The sequence below is a fragment of the bacterium genome, assembly GCA_039961635.1.
Taxonomy (GTDB): Bacteria; 4484-113; 4484-113; order JAGGVC01; family JAGGVC01; genus JABRWB01.
This window is the reverse complement of the sequence record JABRWB010000095.1, coordinates 14,260-33,810: the sequence shown is the minus strand read 5'-3', so window position 1 is coordinate 33,810 and position 19,551 is coordinate 14,260. Positions and strand designations below refer to the sequence as shown.

Sequence of the window (19,551 nt, the reverse complement as noted above, 5' to 3'; positions counted from 1 at the left end):
TGCGGATTGCGAATCAGTTCCCGCCCGCCCCGTACCCGCCCAGAATCAACGGAATCGGGCAAAGCCCCCGGAAAAACGAAAAAAGCAAAATGAAATAGCGGCTTACTTTTGCCGAATGGCTGAAATCAAATCCTCGGTCGAAATCCCGGCCAAACGCATTATCCATTTGAGCGTGCCCCTGTCTACTTCTTTGTGATCGGGACCGAAATCGTGTAAATCGAATCCGACTTCACAAGCGCAATATGACTACTGGATTGCCTCGCGGTATTCCAGCCGAATTTTGCCAGGGCTTTCACGAGTTCCCTGCCGGACACGACCGGCAGCTTCCCCATTTATACGGCGACCTCTAACTCGGTCAACTCAACAGTTTCAGGTATTCCCATTTCGCGGCGCACTTCGAGGCAAAGCTTGATTGCGTCTTCTATGTTGGCGATTGCCTCTTCGCGCGTCTTGCCTTGCGAGATGCAGCCGGGAATCGCGGGACACTCGACGACCAGCCAGCCGTCCTCGCCTGGATAAATTACGATCGGAAGTTTTATCTTATCGAGGATATTATACCCTTAATCCTGAACGTACTTTCCCCTCACCCACACTCCCGCGATCTTCGCCTCCCCAGGCGCGTTTTCGATTATCGGCTCGATGGATTCGAGGACTGTGAACGTCGCGTCGTATCCCGCCGCGATTTTGCCTTTCGTTTTTTCCTCTTTCGCAAGGAACGCGCAGCTTTCCGTGTGCAGCCGCACCGCGGTTTCGAAGTCCACGCGCTCTCTCTCGTTCGGATGGTGGATCATCGCGGCCAGCGCCGCGGGCGGGTCTATCGGCGTGATGTAGCTGTCGCTGCCCGCGGAGATGTGCATTCCCTTTTTCACCATCGAGCCGTAGCGGTGCAGCAGCTCCCAGCGCTTGGCCCCAAGCGCCCATTCGTACTTGCCGCCGCGCGCGCCCCAAGCGGCCATGAACGCGGGCTGCACCCCCGCGCATATTCCGAGCCGAGCCGCGCGCGCGATCTGGTCGTCGCGGGCGACTATGAAGTGATCCAGTCGCGGACGGTGCTTTTCGATCTTGTATTCGGAGGCGAGCGATTCGAGCACGGAAAGGCACTGGTCGATTCCGCGGTCGCCTATGACATGCACGCAGGGCTGCAGGTTTCGGCTGAACGCGCGCGCGAAAAAGTCGCGCACATCCATGTCGCTCTTGAAAAGCGTGCCCTTTCCCGGGAAAACCGCGTACGGCTCGTTAAGCGCCGCGGTGAAGCTGCCGATCGCGCCGTCTATAAGCTCGCATCCGCCGATGCGCGGCAAGCCGAGTTCGCAGACGAGATCGAAATCGAGCGTGCGCGGATACAGCGTGAGGTCGAGCGGGCAGGTTTTGGCGTATTCAAGCATCAGCTCGAATTCGCGCCTGCGGTTGTGGCCGTATCCTTCCAGGCAGTGGATTCCCGCGCATCCGCGCTCCGCCGCGCGCGCGATCGCGATGTCCATGCCGCGCAGCTTTTCCTCGTCCGTTACCGTATCGTGCACGCTGTCCACGAGATTTTCGTACGCCGCGTCGCGCACGACGCCGGTGACTTTGCCATCCTTGTCAAGCTCAACACCTTCCGTTCCGGCGCGAACCGGCATCATCGCAAGCCCGGCGGAATTGAAAAGCGCGCTGTGGCCTTCTATGCTTTTGAGCATCAGCGGAATGTCGCCTACGAGCGAGTCGAGATGCTTCGCGTTCACCGCGGCGCGGTCGGGGAACGCGGACAAATCCAATCCGAGAAACTTGTTCAGCCTGCCCTTTTCGGGTTTCGAATCGAGAATCGCGCGGTCGAGCTCTTCGAGGGTCGCAATACCGCGCACCGACGGTGTAATCATCTGTACCGCGGTGCCGATTAAATGCACATGGCTGTCTATTAATCCGGGCAGTACCGTTTTGCCGCGAAGGTCGTGCACCGCCGCGCCAGCAGGGACGTCCGGCTTTCTGTCAGAAAGCTTCTTTATCGAGCGGATGACGCCGCCCTCGGCGCGGATCGCCCACTCGCCCTTCTCGAATCCGAAAAGGTCGTCGGAAAGAAATATCGAAACCTCTGGCATCGCGATGATTATGACACCTGTTTGTTTAAGCGGCCAAAGTGGTAAAATAATCCCGCCATTCCGGCGAATCTTTCACTCAAGGAGGCGATGCACGATGAAAACTGCCAAAGGACTTGCGGGCCTCCGGGGCGCGGGCGGCTAGTTCCCGCGCGCAATCCATCCGCGCCCCGGCGGGCGCTTTCCGTATGCAGACTTGCACTCGCGCCGCGGCGCGCGCGGGCCGCCCGGCGCGAATCGTTCTATTGGAAAAGGGATGGATAGCGAAACTTTTGTAGGAACAGTCAGGAGCATTCTCGGAAACGTGGTTTACGCCGGCCTCGGCGAAGGCGCGGACGCGCGGGAAGTCGCGTGCAGAGTGCGCGGCAGGCTGAAGCTTGAGCGCAGCGAGAATCGTACGCTCGTCGCGGTGGGCGACCGCGTGCGCGTACGCGTCGGCGCGGACGGCGCAGGCATTGTCGAGGAGGTGCTGGAGCGGCGGACGCTGCTGGCACGCAAATGGGTGATGAACGCAGAGCGCCTGGATCCGGTAGTCGCGAACGCGGATTTGCTGTGCATCGTCGTCTCGGTCAATCCGGTGGTCAAACCGGGAATCGTGGACAGGTATCTTGTCGCGGGAATCGCGGGCGGGCTTTCGCCTGTGATCGTACTCAATAAAATTGACCTGCCGGAAGCCTCGCGCCAGTGCGTAAAGCTTGATGTTTACCGCTCGCTCGGTTATCGAGTTATCGAGACAAGCGCGAAGAGCGGCGTGGGACTGGACGCGCTCGAATCCGAAATCATTGGAAAGACCGCCGCGTTCTGCGGACATTCGGGCGTGGGCAAGTCGAGCATTTTGAACCGAATTTTCGACTTCGGGCTGAAGGTGGGCGACGTCGCGGGCAAGACGCTGAAAGGGAGGCATACTACGACGCATGTGAAAATGCTGGCCAATCCCGCGGGCGGGTGGGTGATTGACACGCCGGGCATCCGCAGCTTCGGCGTCGCCGGCGTGCACAGCGAAGACTTAATTCAGCTATTCCCGGAGCTTTATCCGCTCACGCACAAATGCGAGTTTCGCGACTGCACGCATGCGGCAGGCCAGAAGGGATGCGCGATTGCCGAAGCGGTCGCGCGCGGCGAGGTCACTGCCTCGCGGCTTGAAAGCTGGGCGAAGCTTCGCGACGAGCTAGCCGCCGCAGAGGTGTGGTAAAGCTCAATCCCCCTTCTCGATTCTGTAGGAGTCCGAATCGAAATGCTGTGTCGAGAACTCGAATATTTCGCTGTCTTCGATTCCGGTGAACCGGTGCACCAATCCCGGCGGCAGATGAAGCGAGTCGCCGGCCTTCATTTCTAGCACCTCCTCGCGCCCGTCGGGATGCCATAGCTCCATCTTGAGCCGTCCGCTTTGGACATAAAACGTTTCCGTCTTTAGTTTGTGGAAGTGGATGCTGCAGCGCTTGCCGGCCTTCAGCACCAATTTCTTTCCGCAATACAACTCGTCGTTGTGTATCCAGTACTCCCCCCCCCATCCTTTCGGGACATACTTGATGTCGTTGAGCATAACATTTCCACCTTGCCACCCAAAATCACCACTAAGCAATCACATCGCGTCGAAAGCTACTGTGCCGCCCTCCCCTTGCATTTTGCGATGTGCTCTTCAACCATCGCCTTGTTTTCCGCGGGCACGTCCATTGTCGCGACCTTCGTCCACATCGCAAGCGCGTCCATCCAGCGCTCCTGGCCCTCCAGCGTGAACGCCCAGTTGCCGTACAGCTCGACCGTTTTGAGACCCAGCTTTTCCGCCTCCGCGTAGTCGGCCGCGCTTGCGTCGAAATCGCCCAAATAGTAAAGAGATATCCCGCGAAGGTGCCGTACTTCGGCGGCGTCCGGATCTGAATCGCCGCGTGGCGGAATCGAAACCCCCTTGTCGCAAACCGCCAGCGCCGCGTTGTACCGCCTGAACGATAGATAGTCCTCCGCCAGCAAAGCCAGCACCGCGGGATTGCCGCTTCCCAAAAAAAACGCCTGCTCTTCCCACTTCAACGCCTCCGGGGATGGCCCCGGCGCCCTCTTGATCAACGCCAGCCGCTCGCTCGCCGCGATCAGCCCCGCGCGCGCGAAGCCGCGCGCTTTTTCGTCCGGAGAAGCCAGCAAAACGGTGAAAAGCGAAGCGGCCTGTTCGTAACTGGCCGCAGCGAGGGAGGGCTGGTTCTGGCGCTCGCGATAGCCGCCCAACCGCATGTGCGCCTCCACGTTCGTCCAGTCCGCCGCAAGAAGCGCCATCAAAGCAAGCTCTTCGTCCTCGACGCCTGCGGCAGTCGCGGCAGCACGCTCTCCGCCGCCCGTCGCCTGCTGGCAATTCCCATTTGCGGCAATCAAAATCAAGAACGAAGCGCCGGCGAACAAAGCCAAGAACGCCTTACTGGAAAATTTGCGCATTTCCATCATCTCCGATTACGCGAAAAAAAACGCGGTCCGGAAATAGAATACTCCGGACCGCACAATTGTACCCTTTCGGAATCAGTCCCCGGGCTAGTCTTTCTGCGGCAAAGCCTTGCCGATTTCCGGCAGTCTTTTTACCAGCTCCTTCATGTCAATCCCCGTGACTGCCTCCAGTACGACCGGAAGTTGCGCCACGATGTCGGTCACGTCCTTCGTGATGCGGCTTGCTCCGCTGCCGCCGTCGCCGTTCGAGATCATCACGATCTTGTCCACCTTGGATAACGGCGCGCTTATCGCGGACGCGATTTCCGGGAACTTCTCGACGAAGAGCGAGATTATCGCGGCCTCGTTGTACTTCTTCCAAGCTTCGGCCTTTTGCTCCATCGCACGGGCTTCGGCCAAACCCTGCTCCTGGATAACCTCCGCCTGGGACAAACCCTTGGCTTTGATTGCCGAGCCCTCCGCATCGCCTTGGGCCTTGACAACGTCGGCGGCGGCGAAGCCTCGCGCCTTTTCCGCGTCCGCGGCGCCCTTCGCGACCTGCGTCAGCTTGTATTGCTCCGCGTCCGCGAGCTGTTGAATGCGGTACTTCTCCGCCTCGGCGGGCTTATACACGGTGGACTCAAGTTCTTTCTGTTTGCGCTCGATTTCCAAATTCTGAACCTCGATGCGCTTTGTTTTTTCCACAATTTCGATCTGGACTTCCTGCTCGCGAACTTTCTGCATGGATGTATTTTTCTGCAGGTCGTATGCGAGGTCGGCCTCGGCCTTCTTCAAGTTGGTCGCCTGGGTGAACTGTGCAACGTTTATTTCGTAATCCCGCGTCGCTTCTGCAACCTTGGTTTGCGCCGCGAGTTTGGCGGTTTCACCTTCCTGCTGAGCAATGGCGCTGCGAATGGTTGCGTCACGTTGAGCCTCGGCGATCGCGATGTTCGCATCCCTCGTCGCTTCGGCCTCGCCGACCTGCGCGTCGCGCTTGACCTGCGCGGTGCGCGCTTTGCCAAGCGAATCCAGATAGCCCACGTTGTCGCGGACATCGCGGATCGTGAAGCTGATGATCCCCAGCCCCATGTGGTTCATGTCGGTCGCCGCGACTTCGGCAACCTTCTGGGCGAATGCGTCGCGGTTCGAGTAAACGTCCTCCACGGAAAGCGTACCCATAATCGCGCGCATGTGGCCTTCAAGTGTCTGCTGCGCGATGCGCTGGATTTCGTTTATCCCTTTCGACAGGAATTGTTCCGCCGCGGTGCCGACAGAAATGTCGTCGCTCTTGATTTTAATCTGCGCGATGCCGTCAACCAGAATCGGAACACCCAGTTTGGTGTAAACCTCCGGCGTGCGGACGTCGATGGTCATGATTTCCAGGCTCATCACGTCCACTTTCTCGATAATCGGCCAAACGAAAACGCCGCCGCCTTTGACTACGCGGAAGCCGCGCTGGATCATCTTTCCGTCCGGCGTACGCACGCGGTGCCTGCGGCCGCTGACAACCAGCACCTGGTTCGGGCCGACCTTGACGTAGCGGCTGGCCCAGATCCAGAGGATGATCAGCAACAATATGAACAGGCCGCCGATCACGGAAAACAGCGCCTTGGACAAACCCGCGAAAAAGCTGCTTTGAAGAACGGCCAGCTCGCTAAGATGGAATAATGCGTTGCTCATTGGTCCTCCTTTGCTCCTTACCCCTTGGAGATTTACTCTATGGACGGAAAAACGCGGCTTTCGCGCGCATCGGGAAGCCTGCTACGGATTATCCTCCGTCCGAAGATTCAGATGAAGAGCCTTGTCGAAGTCCACGACTTCGAAAACGCCGTCCTTGATGCTGACTATCCACACCTTGTCGCCCTGCGCGAAGGCGTCCGCCGCGTCGAGCGGTCTTGCCGGCTCGGTGCGCGTCGCGCTGCCCGCGTGGAATGTGATTTGACCCATCGTCGCGCCGTCCATCGGCACCTCAACGACGGCTTCGGTGCCTATCGCTTCGTTCAGGCTGTACTCGGACGATGCCTGCGTAACCTCGAAGAATTTGTTTAGAGTCGCAATCACTATCGCCGCGGCTACGAATCCGACCAAAAGAGAAAGCAATCCGCCGACGAACGCGCCGGGTATGCCCGCAACTTCCGGAATTCCAATCGCGCGCAGCGCGATGCCCATCCCGCCGAATCCCGCGAGGAACGTTGCGATCGCCATAGGCGAGTACGGCCCGATATGGATGTCGGAAGTTCCCGTTGCGGCCTGACCGTGAGTTGGATGTATGCCCGGCGAATGCGAAGTTATATCGCTGTCCAGCGCAGCATCTAAATCCACGTCCCCTACGCCACCTCCGACATCGACCGCATGGCCCCCGCCAAAGTCCAATCCGTGCATTACACCGCCAAGAAGCAGCATCACGAACTGGATGACGACATAGCCGCCGCCCAGTATCATGCAGGCCCAGTACAGAGTGGCGAACCACTCGAATCCGCCTGCAGCTCCACCGTTCATTTCCTTATCCTTTTCCCCTTGAAATCCGGGAAGGGATTCATCCCGGAGCACAATCACACTCATGCGATTGTACATCACTCCGGCCCCGATGACAACCATCAAAGGCGAAAAATCCGGCCGGATACGCCCTTCCAAATGGTGGATTGCCGTTTGCCCCCGCGCGTTCCATTTTGAGGGGCGCACGGGAGCGATTTTTACCCGCCGTGCGGGTGGCAGCGGTCGTAAATCCGCCTGCCTTCCTCGATGTTGTACCGCGTGTAGTGAACGACCGTGCGCAGGCTTGCATGGCCAAGCAGCTCCTGGACGATGCGAAGGTCGGCGCCGCGCTCCAGCATGTGCATCGCGCATGAATGGCGAAGCGTATGCGGGCTTACCTTGCGCTGGATTCCCGCCTTCGTCGCATAATCCCTTATCAGGCGGTAAACCTGAATGCGCGATAGCGGCCCGCGCCTGCCCAGCCACAATTCTTTGAACTCGCCCGCGGGATCGAACACCGGACGCACGTCCGAAAGGTAGCGCGATACGCGGCTGACCGCGCGCGCACCGAACAGCACCGTTCGCATTTTGCGCCCTTTGCCGGTAACCGACGCCTGGAAAATGTCCGGGTGGATGTCCGAAAGTTTCATCCCGCACAGCTCGCTCACCCGCATCCCGGACGCGTACAGCAGCTCCATTATCGCCCGGTCGCGGATTCCCTGTGGCTTCTCCGGATCGGGCGCATCCAGAAGATCCAGAACCTCGCGGTAAGGGAGGGCTTCGGGCAACGGAAAAGTCCTCGGCAGCCGGAAGCTGCGCGGAAGCGGCCAATCGGATATCAGCTTTTCAGCCTCCAGGAACCGGAGGAGCTTTTTAACGGCGGACAGTTTTCGAGCTATCGTCGCGTTGGCCGAGTCCGCTAGCGACAGCTTCTCCCGGAATTTGATGATCGCCTCGTACGAGATATCTTCGGGGGAAGACAGCCTTGATTCTGAAATGAAATCCGCAATGTCGCGCATGTACGCCTCCGCAGTGTTGGGGCTCGCCCCTTCCTCGATCAGAAGATACTGACCGAAGCGGTCGGCGAGCGCGTCCAGGTCGTTGGCGGACAGCGTGGCCACAATTAAAGTATAACGCGCAAAACGAATCACAAACAGCCGTTTGACACGGGACGTCGAACGGACTACCGTATTGGTCGAAAGCAGCGTGCCCTTGCAAGGAGAATGGAATGCGTACCCTTCGTTTGATCCGTTCGGTCATCGCAATCAATGCGATATTGGCGCTTTTTGCGCTTCAATTTGCAGGAATCGCGTTTGCCGCGCTACCCGCGCTAGAATACGAGATGGTTCCCGCGTCCTGGCGCGTCCTCGGCCCGTTTGAGACCGGGTCCCGGGAGAGCGGAACCGACCCGACGTGGCTGGCGGACGGCTCGCACCTGGATGTATCCGAGGCGCCGCCGGACTTCGCCAAGACCTATCCGAGCGTGCTCGCCGCGGGCGGCCAGGCCGGGTGGACGGGCGATATCGCGACTGGCGAAGGCGGAAAGCTTTCTATAACGCTGGACCTGCCCGACGACGGCTGGGAAATGCGGATGGACGAGTGGGGGCATGCCGGGATCGCGTGGCGCGGGTACGCGTACGCGGATGTGACCGCGCCGCGCGCGTGCCGCGCCGTCGCTCTGGCGAACGGCGTAGGCGGATTCGCAATCAACGGGCGCAGCTACCAGGGCGATCCGTACGGAAGCAGTCGCTGGCTCCAGCCGGTCGTGTTGGACGAAGGCGTGAACCGGATATTGGTCGGGCTTTCGGGATATATGGGCGAGGAGGAAATCACCTTCAAGCTCCAGCCGCCGCCCGCGGAGCCATGCGGAGTGATCGAGAGCGACATTCTCGTTCCCGATCTGGTCAACTACACGACGTTCGAATACTACGCGGCGGGCGTGCCCGTCGTGAATTACACGGACGAATGGCAGACCGTCAGCATATCGCTTGGGCCGGTTGAAGGGCTGGGATATTTCCAACAATACGCGGATTCAACAAATATTCCGCCGCTCGGCGTTCTGAAAATCCCGATGCAGGCAAAGATGCAGGATTCAATGCTGGGCTATCGCTGGAAGGGAAGCGAGGTCGAAGCGCCGCTTGAATTAAGCGGCGAAGGCTGGTCGAAAACGTACTCGGTCAAGTTCCGGGTGCGCCGGCCGAACGAGGCTTTCAGAACCACGTACAACGCGCGCGTGGATTTTTCCGCGCAGAAGCTTTCGGTGCTGCCGCCTTTGAATTTCGATCCCGAAAAGAAGTACGCGCTGATATTTTCGACGCACGGCGCGGGCGTGGACAGCGACAGCCAAGTTGGCGCGTATTCGCAAAAGGACTGGGCGTACGTGATGGCGCCTACCAACCGGCGCGAATTCGGATTCGACTGGCAGGACTGGGGCAGGCTGGACGCGATGGAGTCGCTCGCATGGGCTTTCCGCAATTTCAACATAGACGAAGATCGCGTTATTCTCACGGGTCATTCGATGGGCGGGCATGGATGCTGGCACATCGGATGCACCCAGCCGGATCTTTTCGCGGCGATGGTGCCTAGCGCCGGGTGGGCGTCGTTCCAGCTTTACACGCCTTACACGATGCGCTCAAGCGAGATATTCGGGCCGCCGGAAGTGCTGAATATACTTGACAAATGCAACGCGCCGGATCGCACCGAGCTGCTTCTGGCGAACCTGATGAATGTGCCGGTTATGGCGGTGCACGGAGGCGCGGACGACAACGTGCCCGCGACACACGCGCGGCTGCTCGTAGGCGAGCTGCAGAAGATGGGCTACGACGCGAAACTTTGGGAAGTACCGGGGGAAGGCCATTGGTGGGACTCGTCGCCCGACACGCCGGGCGCGGACTGCGTGGACGCGCCGGAGATAACGGAGTTTATGAAGGATAAGAAGCGCGATTGGACAGATGAAGTGGTGTTCGCAGGCTACGATATGGCGAATTCAAATGGAAGTTATTGGATTCACGTATTGGGGCAGGAGAAATATGGAGATCAAACGCGTGTGAAGGCCAAATACATTTATAGCAGGGAAAGTATCACTTTTGACGTCAACGGAAATGTGATTTGGCACAAACCCTTTGGAGCAACAATAGAGACCAGCAATGTTTCGGCGCTTAGGCTGGACATTCCCGAAAACAGCCGACGTTGGCCATTCAAGCTCTTCATCGACGGGCAGAAACTTGCTGCAGACGCGCAATCTGAAACTGCCATTGCTGTCAAGGAAAATGGCACTTGGAGAATCGCACCCGACTACAAGCTGCTTCCAAAGTACGCGGAGCGATCCGGCCCGATCAAGCGCGCTTACATGCGCCCGTTTATCGTTGTCGATCTTTCGAACGGAACCAGGCCGAGGTCGCTTGAGCTGTGCCGCAACACCGCGATCCGGTGGTGGTACCGCGGCAACGGCTACGCGCCGGTGAAATACTGGAGCGAGCTGTCCGAAGCCGACAAAAAGCGAAACCTGATTCTTGTCGGCACCTGGGACGATGTTCCGGAAGATTTGAAGGCGGCACTTCCATTCAATTACGATGAGCATGGAGTCCGGCTTGGCGATAAGTTTATTTCCGGCGACGGACTGGCGGTCGAAATGGTCTATCCAAGCCCTTACGGCGATTACAATTTGATTCTCGTCAACATCGCCGCGGATGAAGACGCGCTGGCGGTCTGCTCCGCGCTTACGCCGCTGTATTCCGGCAGTTCGCTGCCCGATTTTCTCGTGGCCGACCGCGCGGGCATCGCCCGGCACGGCCTAGCGGGGGCCAAAGCGCTAGGATTTTTCGATGCAGACTGGAATTACGACGACAGCCTGATGTACGCGGATACTTTTAAGGCGGGAAAATATCCGGATTAGCTCGCCTCTCGTGAAAAACAGGCAAAGCGGTACGAAAAATACTGTATTCATTGCGCCGGGACTATAATTTCCGCGGGCTGTTTGCAGCTTGCGCGGCCGCGATTCGGGCCGCAATCCCGGCAAGCCGCGCCTCATAGGCCCGGCGGCCAGTTTACCGAATGGACAGAGACGGCTTCAAACGGGCTACGAAACGGGGCGCGGCGGTCGGCGCGCTCCTCTTTGTCGTGTTCGGAATCCCTCTTACACTGCTCTACGGAGCGTACGGCGGCTACCGATTTTTCGCGCGCCTAGGAATGGACTACAACTCCGAGCTTTGGGGCAAAATCGGCTGGTTCATCGGGGGAGCGATCGGCACGATGGCCTTCTTCTGTATTTTCATCGCGTTCTGCGCTTCGATGGCGGGCGCGGCGTATTATCTAAAGCACCGAAGCGGGCAAAAGGGGCGCGAGGAATGATGCGCTTCCCTATCGCCTTGTTGATATTGCTGCTTTCAGCAGGCGCCGCGGCCGCGCAATCCTCTGACGATCCCAAAACCGAACCTGCAAAAACGCAGCCGTCCTATGTCACGGGCGACATGACCGGCGGGCAAGGCTGCGCGCCGTGTCACATGGACACGAAGCTTTATCTGGAGCTGCCGGGCGGCGGACGGCGCTGGCTGTTCGTTGACAAAACCGAATTCGAGAAATCCGTTCACGGCGATCTGGGTTGCACGGCCTGCCACATCTCCATGAAGGGCGGCCATCACGGTAAAACGAAGGCGCCTCCCGGCTTCGAGCGGCTCGCGCAAAAGCGCCCCGGAGATCCGGAAGCCGCGGCCGCATGCGCGAGTTGCCACACCGCGGTAGCCGAGCAGTGGAGCGGCTCAATCCACGGAACCGACATCCTGGAGCGCGGCAATACTCTTGCCGCCGACTGCATCGACTGCCACGGCAACCATTACATTGTGAAGGTTGACGCACCCGATTCGCCCGTCAATCTGCACAATCAGCCTTTCACCTGCACCGAGTGCCATAGCGAAACCGCGATCGTGGACAAGTTCGGGCTGAAAAACCCCATGGAAAGCTACCAGGAGAGCTTCCACGGCAAGAAGCAGGAGCTTGGAAGCCTCGAGTCCGTCGCGGTCTGCTCGTCCTGCCACGGCGTGCACGACATCTACGCCAAAAACGACCCGCGCAGCCAGGTGAACGATCGAAATCTTTCGGGCACGTGCGGCAAATGCCATATCGGCGCGTCGTACGGATTCGCGCAGGCGTTCAGCCACAGGGAAGAGGAAAAGTCCTGGAAGCGGGTTTTGCTGATCGTTGAAAAAGTATACCTTTGGTTGATTCTCGCTTCGATGGGCGCGTTTTTGTTCCATATGCTTTTGGATTTCATCAGACATTTCATCTCGGGGAGGAGTCATGGCTAGCGAACCCGAGAGAAGGTCGCGGACCGACCGCAGAAAAGCCGAGAGGCGGGCTGCAAGTCGCGCGCTTGACGAGCGATACCGGGAGCTCGTGCGGGAATTGGGCAGACCCGGAAAGGTTAATCCGAAGCTCGAACATGCTCGTTTCGACGGCGATGGCCGGCTGGTCTGGTACAAGCGTTGGAATTACCACCACCGCTTGCAGCATTTCCTGCTCATGTTCGGATTCGGCGGGCTGGTACTGACAGGATGGCCGCTCAAATTCGCCGAGTCGCCCGCAAGCAAAGTTCTTATGTTCTTTATGGGCGGAGTCAAGGGAGCGGGAATACTTCACCGCTTCTGCGGCGTTCTGCTTATCGCCGTTTCAATTTACCATGTCGTCTTTCTCGCATACGAATTCTGGAAGGGCAAGCGATCGACGGAAATGCTTCCGAAGGGCCGCGACTTCAAAGACGTCTGGGACAACATGTTGTTCTTTATAGGATTGAAAAAACGACCCAAATTCGCCCGCTACAATTACATCGAGAAATTCGAATACTGGGCGGTCGTCTGGGGCAATTCAGTGATGATTCTGACCGGACTGGTTTTGTGGTTTCCGGTCTTCGCACAGCATTACCTTCCCGAGTGGACTTTTCCTGCGAGCGTCCTTTTGCATGACTACGAAGCGCTGTTGGCCGCGCTCGCGATCGTCATCTGGCACCTGTTCAACGTTCATCTCCACCCGGCGGTCTTTCCGCAAAATCCGGTGTGGCTGACCGGAATCGAGGACCGCGAATCCATGGAGCACCATCACGCGGACGAGCTGCACGAGCTTGAAACCGCCTGGCGCGCGTATCTGGCAAGCGGCGGTGTCGAAAACCGTGACCAGGCTGCACCTTCCAGCGGGCCGCAACAGGAGGCTGCTGATGAATAACCGGAACGCGATTGCAGCGGTTCTCATTTTGGCGGCGGCTTTGACTTTGTTCGGCTGCGTGAAAATCAAGGAAGAGGAGCGCTCGCTGTTTGTTACGCCGAAGCCCGAATTTTCGCCCAAACAAGTGGAAAAGAGGATTTTCGAATCTTCGAAGGCGCCTGTCCTCGCGGCGGCACATTTGGCGGAAGACGTTAACCTCTGTTGGACCTGTCACCCCAAAGGCGCGCTTCTGACCGAAGATCCTAACCTGATTTTCAGCCATCAGAAGCACTTCGCGCAAGGCATCGTCTGTCACACCTGCCATCGAAACGACGGCGCTCTCGTATATACGCCCGTCAAAGAAGACTGCATCGCCTGCCACGCCGACAGGAATATCCCTGTTTCGTGCAAGACCTGCCACAAAGACGTTCAGATATTGAAGCCCGAAAGCCACAAGGTCGAGGGATTCATAAACATGCACGGCAAAACGGGCGGAGACTTGAAAAGCTGTTCGGAATGCCACGGCCAGACCCGCTTCTGCATAGACTGCCATGGATTACAGATGCCCCACCCCGATGATTACCTGCGCATCCATCCTTCGCAGGTGCTTGGCGATCCGGCGCGGTGCACGATGTGTCACGGCCAGCAGCCTTGCATGAGTTGCCACGCGCAACGCAGCATACGGTTCGAATAGCCGCGCGTCGATTACCGCTATGGCTTGTAGTTGATCACTTCGTCCAGCATCTCGGCGCTTTTGTCCATCAACGCTTCGGCATACCGGATGTTGTGAATCGCGTCCCCGTTCACCACCAAGTCATAGTTGTACTTCGCGTCCGCAACCTTGGCATCCAACTCGGCCCGCTTCGGGTCGGTGTCCGGAATCGCCTTCAGCCGTGCTTCCGCCTTGGGCATCCTGGTTTCGACCTTTGCGAGCATGGAAGGAATCGCCTTGCGCCAGTTGTCGTAAGCTTCCTTCCCTCCGGATGGATGGCACGTCACGCAGGAAGCGATGCTCGCCTTGGAGGTAACAGGATGCGTGCCTTTGACAAAGCGGGCCTCCTCGGTGTGGCAACCGATGCAGTCCACCTGCGACACGTACATCGGCGCGGGCATCGGCTTGTCCATCCCTTTGCCGCCGATTCCCAGGTAGAGCTTGGTTGGCGCGTCGTGGGTCGCTTCGTGGCAAACCTTGCAACTCGTTACGGGAGGACTTCCCTTTTCAGGCAGGTGGTGCTTGATGTCGTCGTGGCAGTCGAAGCATTCTATCTTGACTTCGGTTACATGCTTGTTGTGCATGAACTCGAAATCATGGCGCTTGCCCATCTTGTCCTCTTCGGGATGGCATTGGATGCAACGCGACAAGCTCACTTCGCCTTCGCCCCGGATCACGTCCTGGTGGCAGCGCTGACAGGCAACTCCGATTGATACGTAATAATCGTGACGATATTCCTGGTCACCCACTTTAATCGGGCCTTCGGGCGGATTGTGGCAAAAGGTGCAGAATTTTTGGTCGCGCACCTTTGTTTCGCTCACGTTGCCTTTGAAGTGGCAGGTGAAGCAGACCGTTTCGGTCACCGACATGTGGTTGCCCTGAACGATCTGGCTGTGGCACGAGGTGCATTTGAGGGTGATTCCGCGCACCGGCTTATTCAGATGCGCCGCGTGGTCGAATTTGATTCCGCGCTTGAACTCGATCGGTCCCTCGATCAACCGGGTTTCATGGCAACCGCTGCGCAGGCAGCTTCCGTCCTTTACCTGCGCGGACGGGTTGGTGCCGTATGTGCCGTTAAGATAGGTGACAAGCTGTGTTAGAGCCTGGAACTTGCCCGTCAGCTCGTTTCGCCAACCAGGCTCGAAATGGCAGTCCACGCAGGCGACGTTCCTGTGCGAGCTGTCCTGCCAGGCCTTGTAATATGGCTCCATTATGTGACAGCTTCTGCAAAAGCTGGGTTTGTGCGAGTATTCGACGCCCGCCGTCGTAAAAACGATCAGCGCCAGCAACGCGATGCCGGCGTACTTAAGCAGGCGCTTTCCAAGTTGGAAATGATTCTTCCGTTTCGTTTCAACCATGAAACCGATCCGCCTCCAGCGGCGCCGGAAATCGTAACAACTTGTGAAACGGATTTCAATGAATCGGGTATTTGTACTCCTGAATGTTTAATATTGCGGCGGTTGGGATAGCGCCTTCCAATTCTGCTACGGTTGCGGATTAGGGTCGCTCATTCCCAGTGAGCTCCAGTCCAGCGCTGCGCTTGAGCCGTGGCATTCGCCGCACTTGCGCGCGCCGTTCACCGAAATTCCGTGGCTGAACGTATAAAGGAAGCTTCGCTTTTCGAATCCCGCGAACGGGCCGGGAAGCGGCGGCAGGCCAAAAGAAATCGGATTGCCGTGAAATTTGGCGATATATTTGTGGTAATCGTCGTGGCCCGCGGCGATGGCATCCTCGACCGAGCCGCCCTCGGCAAGTACGCTGTGCCTGAGGAAAATCTGGTTGCCTTGCTCATCCACGGGAAGGTTGACCGTGATTTTCTTATAAGGATATAAAATCCCATCGTACTTCGAACCTATCGGGATGTCGGGCCATTTGACTTTTGCGGCATACCAGTGGAATTCAGGATTCCAATCGGGCGATGCAACTTCGGTTGCCACATCGGTGTGCGGCTTGTGTCCGTTTTCTCCATCGGCGACCGTTTTGGAAAAGTCGATTGAAACAATGCCCCCCGTGCTTTTCGCGTGGCAAGCGGTGCAGGCAACCTTGGACACCATGGGCGTTATCGAATCCGCGTTGTGCGCGAATCTGTGGCAGTCCAGGCAGCCTTCCTCCAAGCGGGCGTTGGAATAAGTCATAAGGTCGCTGGATAGCTTCCTTTTATACGTGTGCCCGCCTCCGTAGTGGCATTCGCTGCACGTGAGTCCCAGTGCCGCATGCACATCCGAGGACTGCGCGAAACCCACGCCGCGCTTAAACGCGTAGGAATCGCCCGCGATCAGCCTGTGCTTGTCGGCTTTTTCCCCATGGCAGCGATTGCACGTGGCCGCGGAAGTATGGCCGATATCCTTTGCCGCATCGGTGTAAACCGAATAGTCGGGAACACCGTCCACCACCGGTATCGTTCGGATGATCGGTCCGCCTTGACTCAATACCAGCTTCCCGCCGGACACCGACGCGTAGTATTTTCGCTCGTAGCTTTTGGAATGACATACCAGGCAATCGACGTTCTGGACTTCGTCTTCCGGCGCAATTTCAAATCCCAAAGCCGTGTACGGCATCAATCCGGTACCCGCGTGGCACTGGCCGCATCCGCCGACCGCGTCCAAGTACGGGGTGGATGGATCATCTTCAACGACGTATAACCAGTTCAGTTGAGGGATTGACATCCAATAAGGGCTGGGGTGCTGGATCATTCCGGCCCTTCCAACCGGCGCGGGCTTTGTCGCATCCTCGTCCAGAAACAGGAAATCCATTGGAATCTTCGATGTCAGCGTGTAGTGGGTTGAATTCACCACTTCCGCGATCTTGCCCGGATGGCATTTCTCGCATGTTTTGGCGCCATTGTACTCCGATATGTATGCGGCGTGATCCGGAACATTTTTTATGTGGCATTCCTGGCACGTCACGGGGCCGGCGGCCGACTTGATATGGCAGTCTATGCACTGACGGTGGATTGCTCCCTTTAGGCTTGGCCGCTCGAAATTCGAGCGGCCGAATTCGGGGCTGTGGCAGGTTTTGCAGGAAAGAGCGCGATACGCGGCGCGGCCGCCCTTCCCCGAATGGCAGCCCTCGCAAGATACTCCGATTTCGCGGGCCAGATCGTCGTGACGCTCGAAATAATGGTGGCAAATGGAGCAGTCCTTGATAATTTGAGCATGGAACTTGTGCCTGAACTTGACCGGTTCGTATTTGTCATAGGGGAAGTCGAGCTCCATCGTTTCCATCTCGATTGTTTTGGGACCGCGGTATGAGCCCACCGACGCGCCGTCTCCGGGCTGCGCATCCGCCGGCGCATTCAAAAACGCCGGTGCGAGCACCGAAAACAAAATTGCCATTGCAGCCGAGCCGTACTTGCGCCATTTGGGGGATTTGCGCGCCTCCTCCACCAGATCGCGCGCGAGCACGGGGAAGTTGTTTACGACGAAGCGATAGACAAGAATCAGCGTCGAAATAAGCCCGACCGTCACCGCTAATTCGCCGAGAGCCGGCACGTATTGCTTGACTTCGTGGGGAGGGTTGTAACCGATCATGAATACGTTGGCCCTGTTCCATGCGACGCCGAGGACGACCATAAACGCCGCGGTAAACAACAGTCCGTGGTCGTTTCTGACTTCCTTAATTCGAAAAAGTATGAAAGGAATTATCACGCCGATCGTGATCTCTCCCCAAAAGGAGAAAGTCACCGGCGTTGGCTCGAATAAAAGCACCCACGCGCCGCGAACGAACAAGTCTCCCACCTTGAGCGCGAGATATATTCCAAGCAGCCAGGGCGTGATGGCCGCGAGCCGGGACAGCACTTTCATTTCGGGGCGAAATCCGAAGCTGCGCGCCGCCACCATGGATTCGACAATGACCATTGGGTACCCGGTCGCAATCGCCGAAAGAAGGAAAAGAAGCGGCAAAATTGGCGTATACCAGAGCGGAGAGAGCTTGTATGGGGCGATCAGCATCAGCGAGCCAAGTGAAGACTGGTGCAGGCAGGAAAGCACGACCCCCAAAATCACGAACACCCACATCACTTTGTTCAGACCGGAAAGGAACGAGCGCAGCATCGAATCCACCGCTTTATTCAGCCGCGCAAGCGCGCCGGGAAGGTTGACCGCGCCGATGAACCGCTCGCATACAACGGGCAAAAACTCGATGTATAGGACGGTCAAATAAAACATAACGCAAAGGCCGACCTCAAACAACACCGAATTGCCCTGCCAGTAATAAGGAATTATCGGATGCCAAATGTTGTAATAGCGGCCCAAATCAACCAGCAGCCCAATGGCGACGAAGGTGTAGCCAAGAAGCGCGGTAAGAAGCGCGGGGCGCGTTATTACGTGGTATTTATGTCGGTGAAGAATATGCGCCAGAGCGGCGGTCGTGAAACCGCCGGCGGCCAGAGCAACTCCTGTCGCGACGTCGATTCCGATCCAAAGCCCCCATGGATGCTGGTCGTCAAGATTGGATATGCTGCCGATGCCGAAGAAAAACCGCCAGAGGGCGACAGCCGCCCCGGCAAGCGCGAGAACGACGAGAACCCAAACGCCGGTCGTGAAAAACGGACGCCGGGCGGGCGCGGCATCCTCGACAAACTCCTTATGAGTGGAACTCCCGTTATTCATCTTCGCCACCCTCATCAGCTCCTTCATCCTTCTCTCCGTTTTCACCCTTGACAAACATCACGATGCCAAGAAGCGCGTACAGCGCGAGAGGAGGAAGGAAGTATCTGAAAATCCCGTGCTGAAGTGTTTCGGTAAGAAGCGGAATCGGCTCGGGTTTCAGGTTCTGAAAGCCGATTTTCTCAAAATCAACGTTTGCAAGATACATCCAAGATGTGCCGCCGATCTCATATTCTCCGTATATATGAGGAGAATATCTTTCGGGATGCTTTTTCACGAGCCTCCTGGCATGAATCAGCAGTTGGTCGCGCTTGCCAAATAGCATGGCTTCGCGGGGGCATGCGCGCGCGCAGGCAGGCCATTCTCCGTTTTTCGTGTACTTTTCAAAGCAAAAGTTGCACTTCTTCACTTCGGGCGTAAGCGAGTTGTGATACTCGTATGCCGGAATCTGGAACGGGCATGCAACCATGCAATAGCGGCAGCCGATGCACTTGGAAGCGTCATATAAAACCGGCCCTTCTTCTTTTTTCTCCATCGCACCCACTATGCAGGCCGAAACGCACGAAGGTTTGTTGCAGTGCATGCATTGCACCTTGACGAACGTCGGAACGAGCTCGTTGTGCAGGTCGGGAGGATTCGGGTAATAGCGGTTCACAACTGTGAATGCCTTCGAACTAGGCCTGCGCTCCCGATCGAGAACCGTGGGATCGTCGAACGGCTTGTCAGGCGCAGGGAGCGAGTTCGCGATGTTGCATGCCTCCTCGCAGCTCCGGCAGCCCACGCACTGCGTGATGTCGAACAAGCATCCGAATGAATTGGGCATTACCGCGCCCTTTGCTCCGCTGGAGGCAAGGGCTGCGGAAGGAGTTGCCGCTGCCGCGGCCGCGCCGGCCGCCGTTTTCAGGAATTTTCGCCGTGAAGAATCTGTCATTTCTGTCCCCGTCGGGGCGACACCTCCTCGAACCGGCTGACGGGATTGCCTGTGAGAAACCAGCTTGTGCAAAAAGCAACCGGTAATCTCATACTTAGTATATTGATATCCGGATTACCCACATTGCCCGATACCGTTTGTGACAGAATTCACCTG

At 57.8% G+C, this 19,551-nt stretch carries 17 protein-coding genes and 1 pseudogene; 6 read left to right on the top strand and 12 right to left on the bottom strand.

What is annotated here, in order from left to right; all coding sequences use genetic code 11:
* Window positions 1-13: 13 nt before the first annotated feature.
* The 4 genes and pseudogenes from HRF49_12205 to HRF49_12190 form a co-directional block, all read right to left on the bottom strand.
* Entirely contained in the window at window positions 14-166 is a 153-nt protein-coding gene (locus HRF49_12205; protein MEP0815409.1) for a hypothetical protein, read from the bottom strand.
* Window positions 103-332, bottom strand: a pseudogene (locus HRF49_12200) (type II toxin-antitoxin system HicA family toxin). The gene HRF49_12205 and the pseudogene HRF49_12200 overlap by 64 nt, the downstream one beginning before the upstream one ends.
* Entirely contained in the window at window positions 333-539 is a 207-nt protein-coding gene (locus tag HRF49_12195) for a type II toxin-antitoxin system HicB family antitoxin (protein MEP0815408.1), read from the bottom strand.
* A gap of 21 nt (window positions 540-560) precedes the next feature.
* Window positions 561-2,075, bottom strand: coding sequence for an amidohydrolase family protein (locus HRF49_12190; protein MEP0815407.1), 1,515 nt, complete (start codon window positions 2,073-2,075; stop codon window positions 561-563).
* A gap of 253 nt (window positions 2,076-2,328) precedes the next feature.
* Here HRF49_12190 and rsgA point away from each other — a divergent pair, with 253 nt between their 5' ends.
* On the top strand, window positions 2,329-3,264 hold the full coding sequence (gene rsgA / locus HRF49_12185) for a ribosome small subunit-dependent GTPase A (GenBank protein ID MEP0815406.1): 936 nt from the start codon (window positions 2,329-2,331) through the stop codon (window positions 3,262-3,264).
* Between the two features lie 3 nt (window positions 3,265-3,267).
* Here rsgA and HRF49_12180 read toward each other — a convergent pair whose 3' ends face one another.
* The 5 genes from HRF49_12180 to HRF49_12160 form a co-directional block, all read right to left on the bottom strand.
* Window positions 3,268-3,615, bottom strand: a complete 348-nt coding sequence (locus tag HRF49_12180) for a cupin domain-containing protein (GenBank protein ID MEP0815405.1) — start codon at window positions 3,613-3,615, stop codon at window positions 3,268-3,270.
* Between the two features lie 56 nt (window positions 3,616-3,671).
* Complete coding sequence (locus HRF49_12175; GenBank protein ID MEP0815404.1) at window positions 3,672-4,493, bottom strand: hypothetical protein; 822 nt, start codon at window positions 4,491-4,493, stop codon at window positions 3,672-3,674.
* A 93-nt stretch (window positions 4,494-4,586) separates the two neighbouring features.
* Window positions 4,587-6,158, bottom strand: a complete 1,572-nt coding sequence (locus HRF49_12170) for a flotillin family protein (protein MEP0815403.1) — start codon at window positions 6,156-6,158, stop codon at window positions 4,587-4,589.
* Window positions 6,159-6,239: 81 nt separating this feature from the next.
* Window positions 6,240-6,977, bottom strand: a complete 738-nt coding sequence (locus tag HRF49_12165) for a hypothetical protein (GenBank protein MEP0815402.1) — start codon at window positions 6,975-6,977, stop codon at window positions 6,240-6,242.
* Window positions 6,978-7,171: 194 nt separating this feature from the next.
* Window positions 7,172-8,104 carry a tyrosine-type recombinase/integrase gene (locus HRF49_12160; protein ID MEP0815401.1) on the bottom strand — a complete coding sequence of 311 codons (933 nt, stop codon included), beginning with the start codon at window positions 8,102-8,104 and terminating at the stop codon, window positions 7,172-7,174.
* 77 nt (window positions 8,105-8,181) lie between these two features.
* On the opposite strand from HRF49_12160, the gene HRF49_12155 reads away from it, so the two are divergent.
* From HRF49_12155 to HRF49_12135, 5 genes are all read left to right on the top strand, one after another.
* Window positions 8,182-10,848 carry a prolyl oligopeptidase family serine peptidase gene (locus HRF49_12155; GenBank protein MEP0815400.1) on the top strand — a complete coding sequence of 889 codons (2,667 nt, stop codon included), beginning with the start codon at window positions 8,182-8,184 and terminating at the stop codon, window positions 10,846-10,848.
* Between the two features lie 158 nt (window positions 10,849-11,006).
* A complete protein-coding gene (locus tag HRF49_12150) occupies window positions 11,007-11,303 on the top strand; it encodes a hypothetical protein (protein MEP0815399.1) in 297 nt (98 codons plus the stop codon).
* Complete coding sequence (locus HRF49_12145; protein ID MEP0815398.1) at window positions 11,300-12,256, top strand: hypothetical protein; 957 nt, start codon at window positions 11,300-11,302, stop codon at window positions 12,254-12,256. Before HRF49_12150 ends, HRF49_12145 begins: the two co-directional genes overlap by 4 nt.
* A complete protein-coding gene (locus HRF49_12140; GenBank protein ID MEP0815397.1) occupies window positions 12,249-13,166 on the top strand; it encodes a cytochrome b/b6 domain-containing protein in 918 nt (305 codons plus the stop codon). The genes HRF49_12145 and HRF49_12140 overlap by 8 nt, the downstream gene beginning before the upstream one ends.
* Window positions 13,159-13,839: a hypothetical protein gene (locus HRF49_12135; protein ID MEP0815396.1), complete on the top strand. Its 681-nt coding sequence runs from the start codon at window positions 13,159-13,161 to the stop codon at window positions 13,837-13,839. The genes HRF49_12140 and HRF49_12135 overlap by 8 nt, the downstream gene beginning before the upstream one ends.
* Before the next feature lie 17 nt (window positions 13,840-13,856).
* Here HRF49_12135 and HRF49_12130 read toward each other — a convergent pair whose 3' ends face one another.
* The 3 genes from HRF49_12130 to HRF49_12120 all read right to left on the bottom strand — a co-directional run bounded on the left by HRF49_12130 (window position 13,857) and on the right by HRF49_12120 (window position 19,395).
* Window positions 13,857-15,215, bottom strand: a complete 1,359-nt coding sequence (locus HRF49_12130; protein ID MEP0815395.1) for a NapC/NirT family cytochrome c — start codon at window positions 15,213-15,215, stop codon at window positions 13,857-13,859.
* A 126-nt stretch (window positions 15,216-15,341) separates the two neighbouring features.
* Complete coding sequence (gene hybB, locus HRF49_12125; GenBank protein MEP0815394.1) at window positions 15,342-18,467, bottom strand: Ni/Fe-hydrogenase cytochrome b subunit; 3,126 nt, start codon at window positions 18,465-18,467, stop codon at window positions 15,342-15,344.
* A complete protein-coding gene (locus tag HRF49_12120; GenBank protein MEP0815393.1) occupies window positions 18,460-19,395 on the bottom strand; it encodes a 4Fe-4S dicluster domain-containing protein in 936 nt (311 codons plus the stop codon). Before HRF49_12120 ends, hybB begins: the two co-directional genes overlap by 8 nt.
* Window positions 19,396-19,551: the final 156 nt, after the last annotated feature.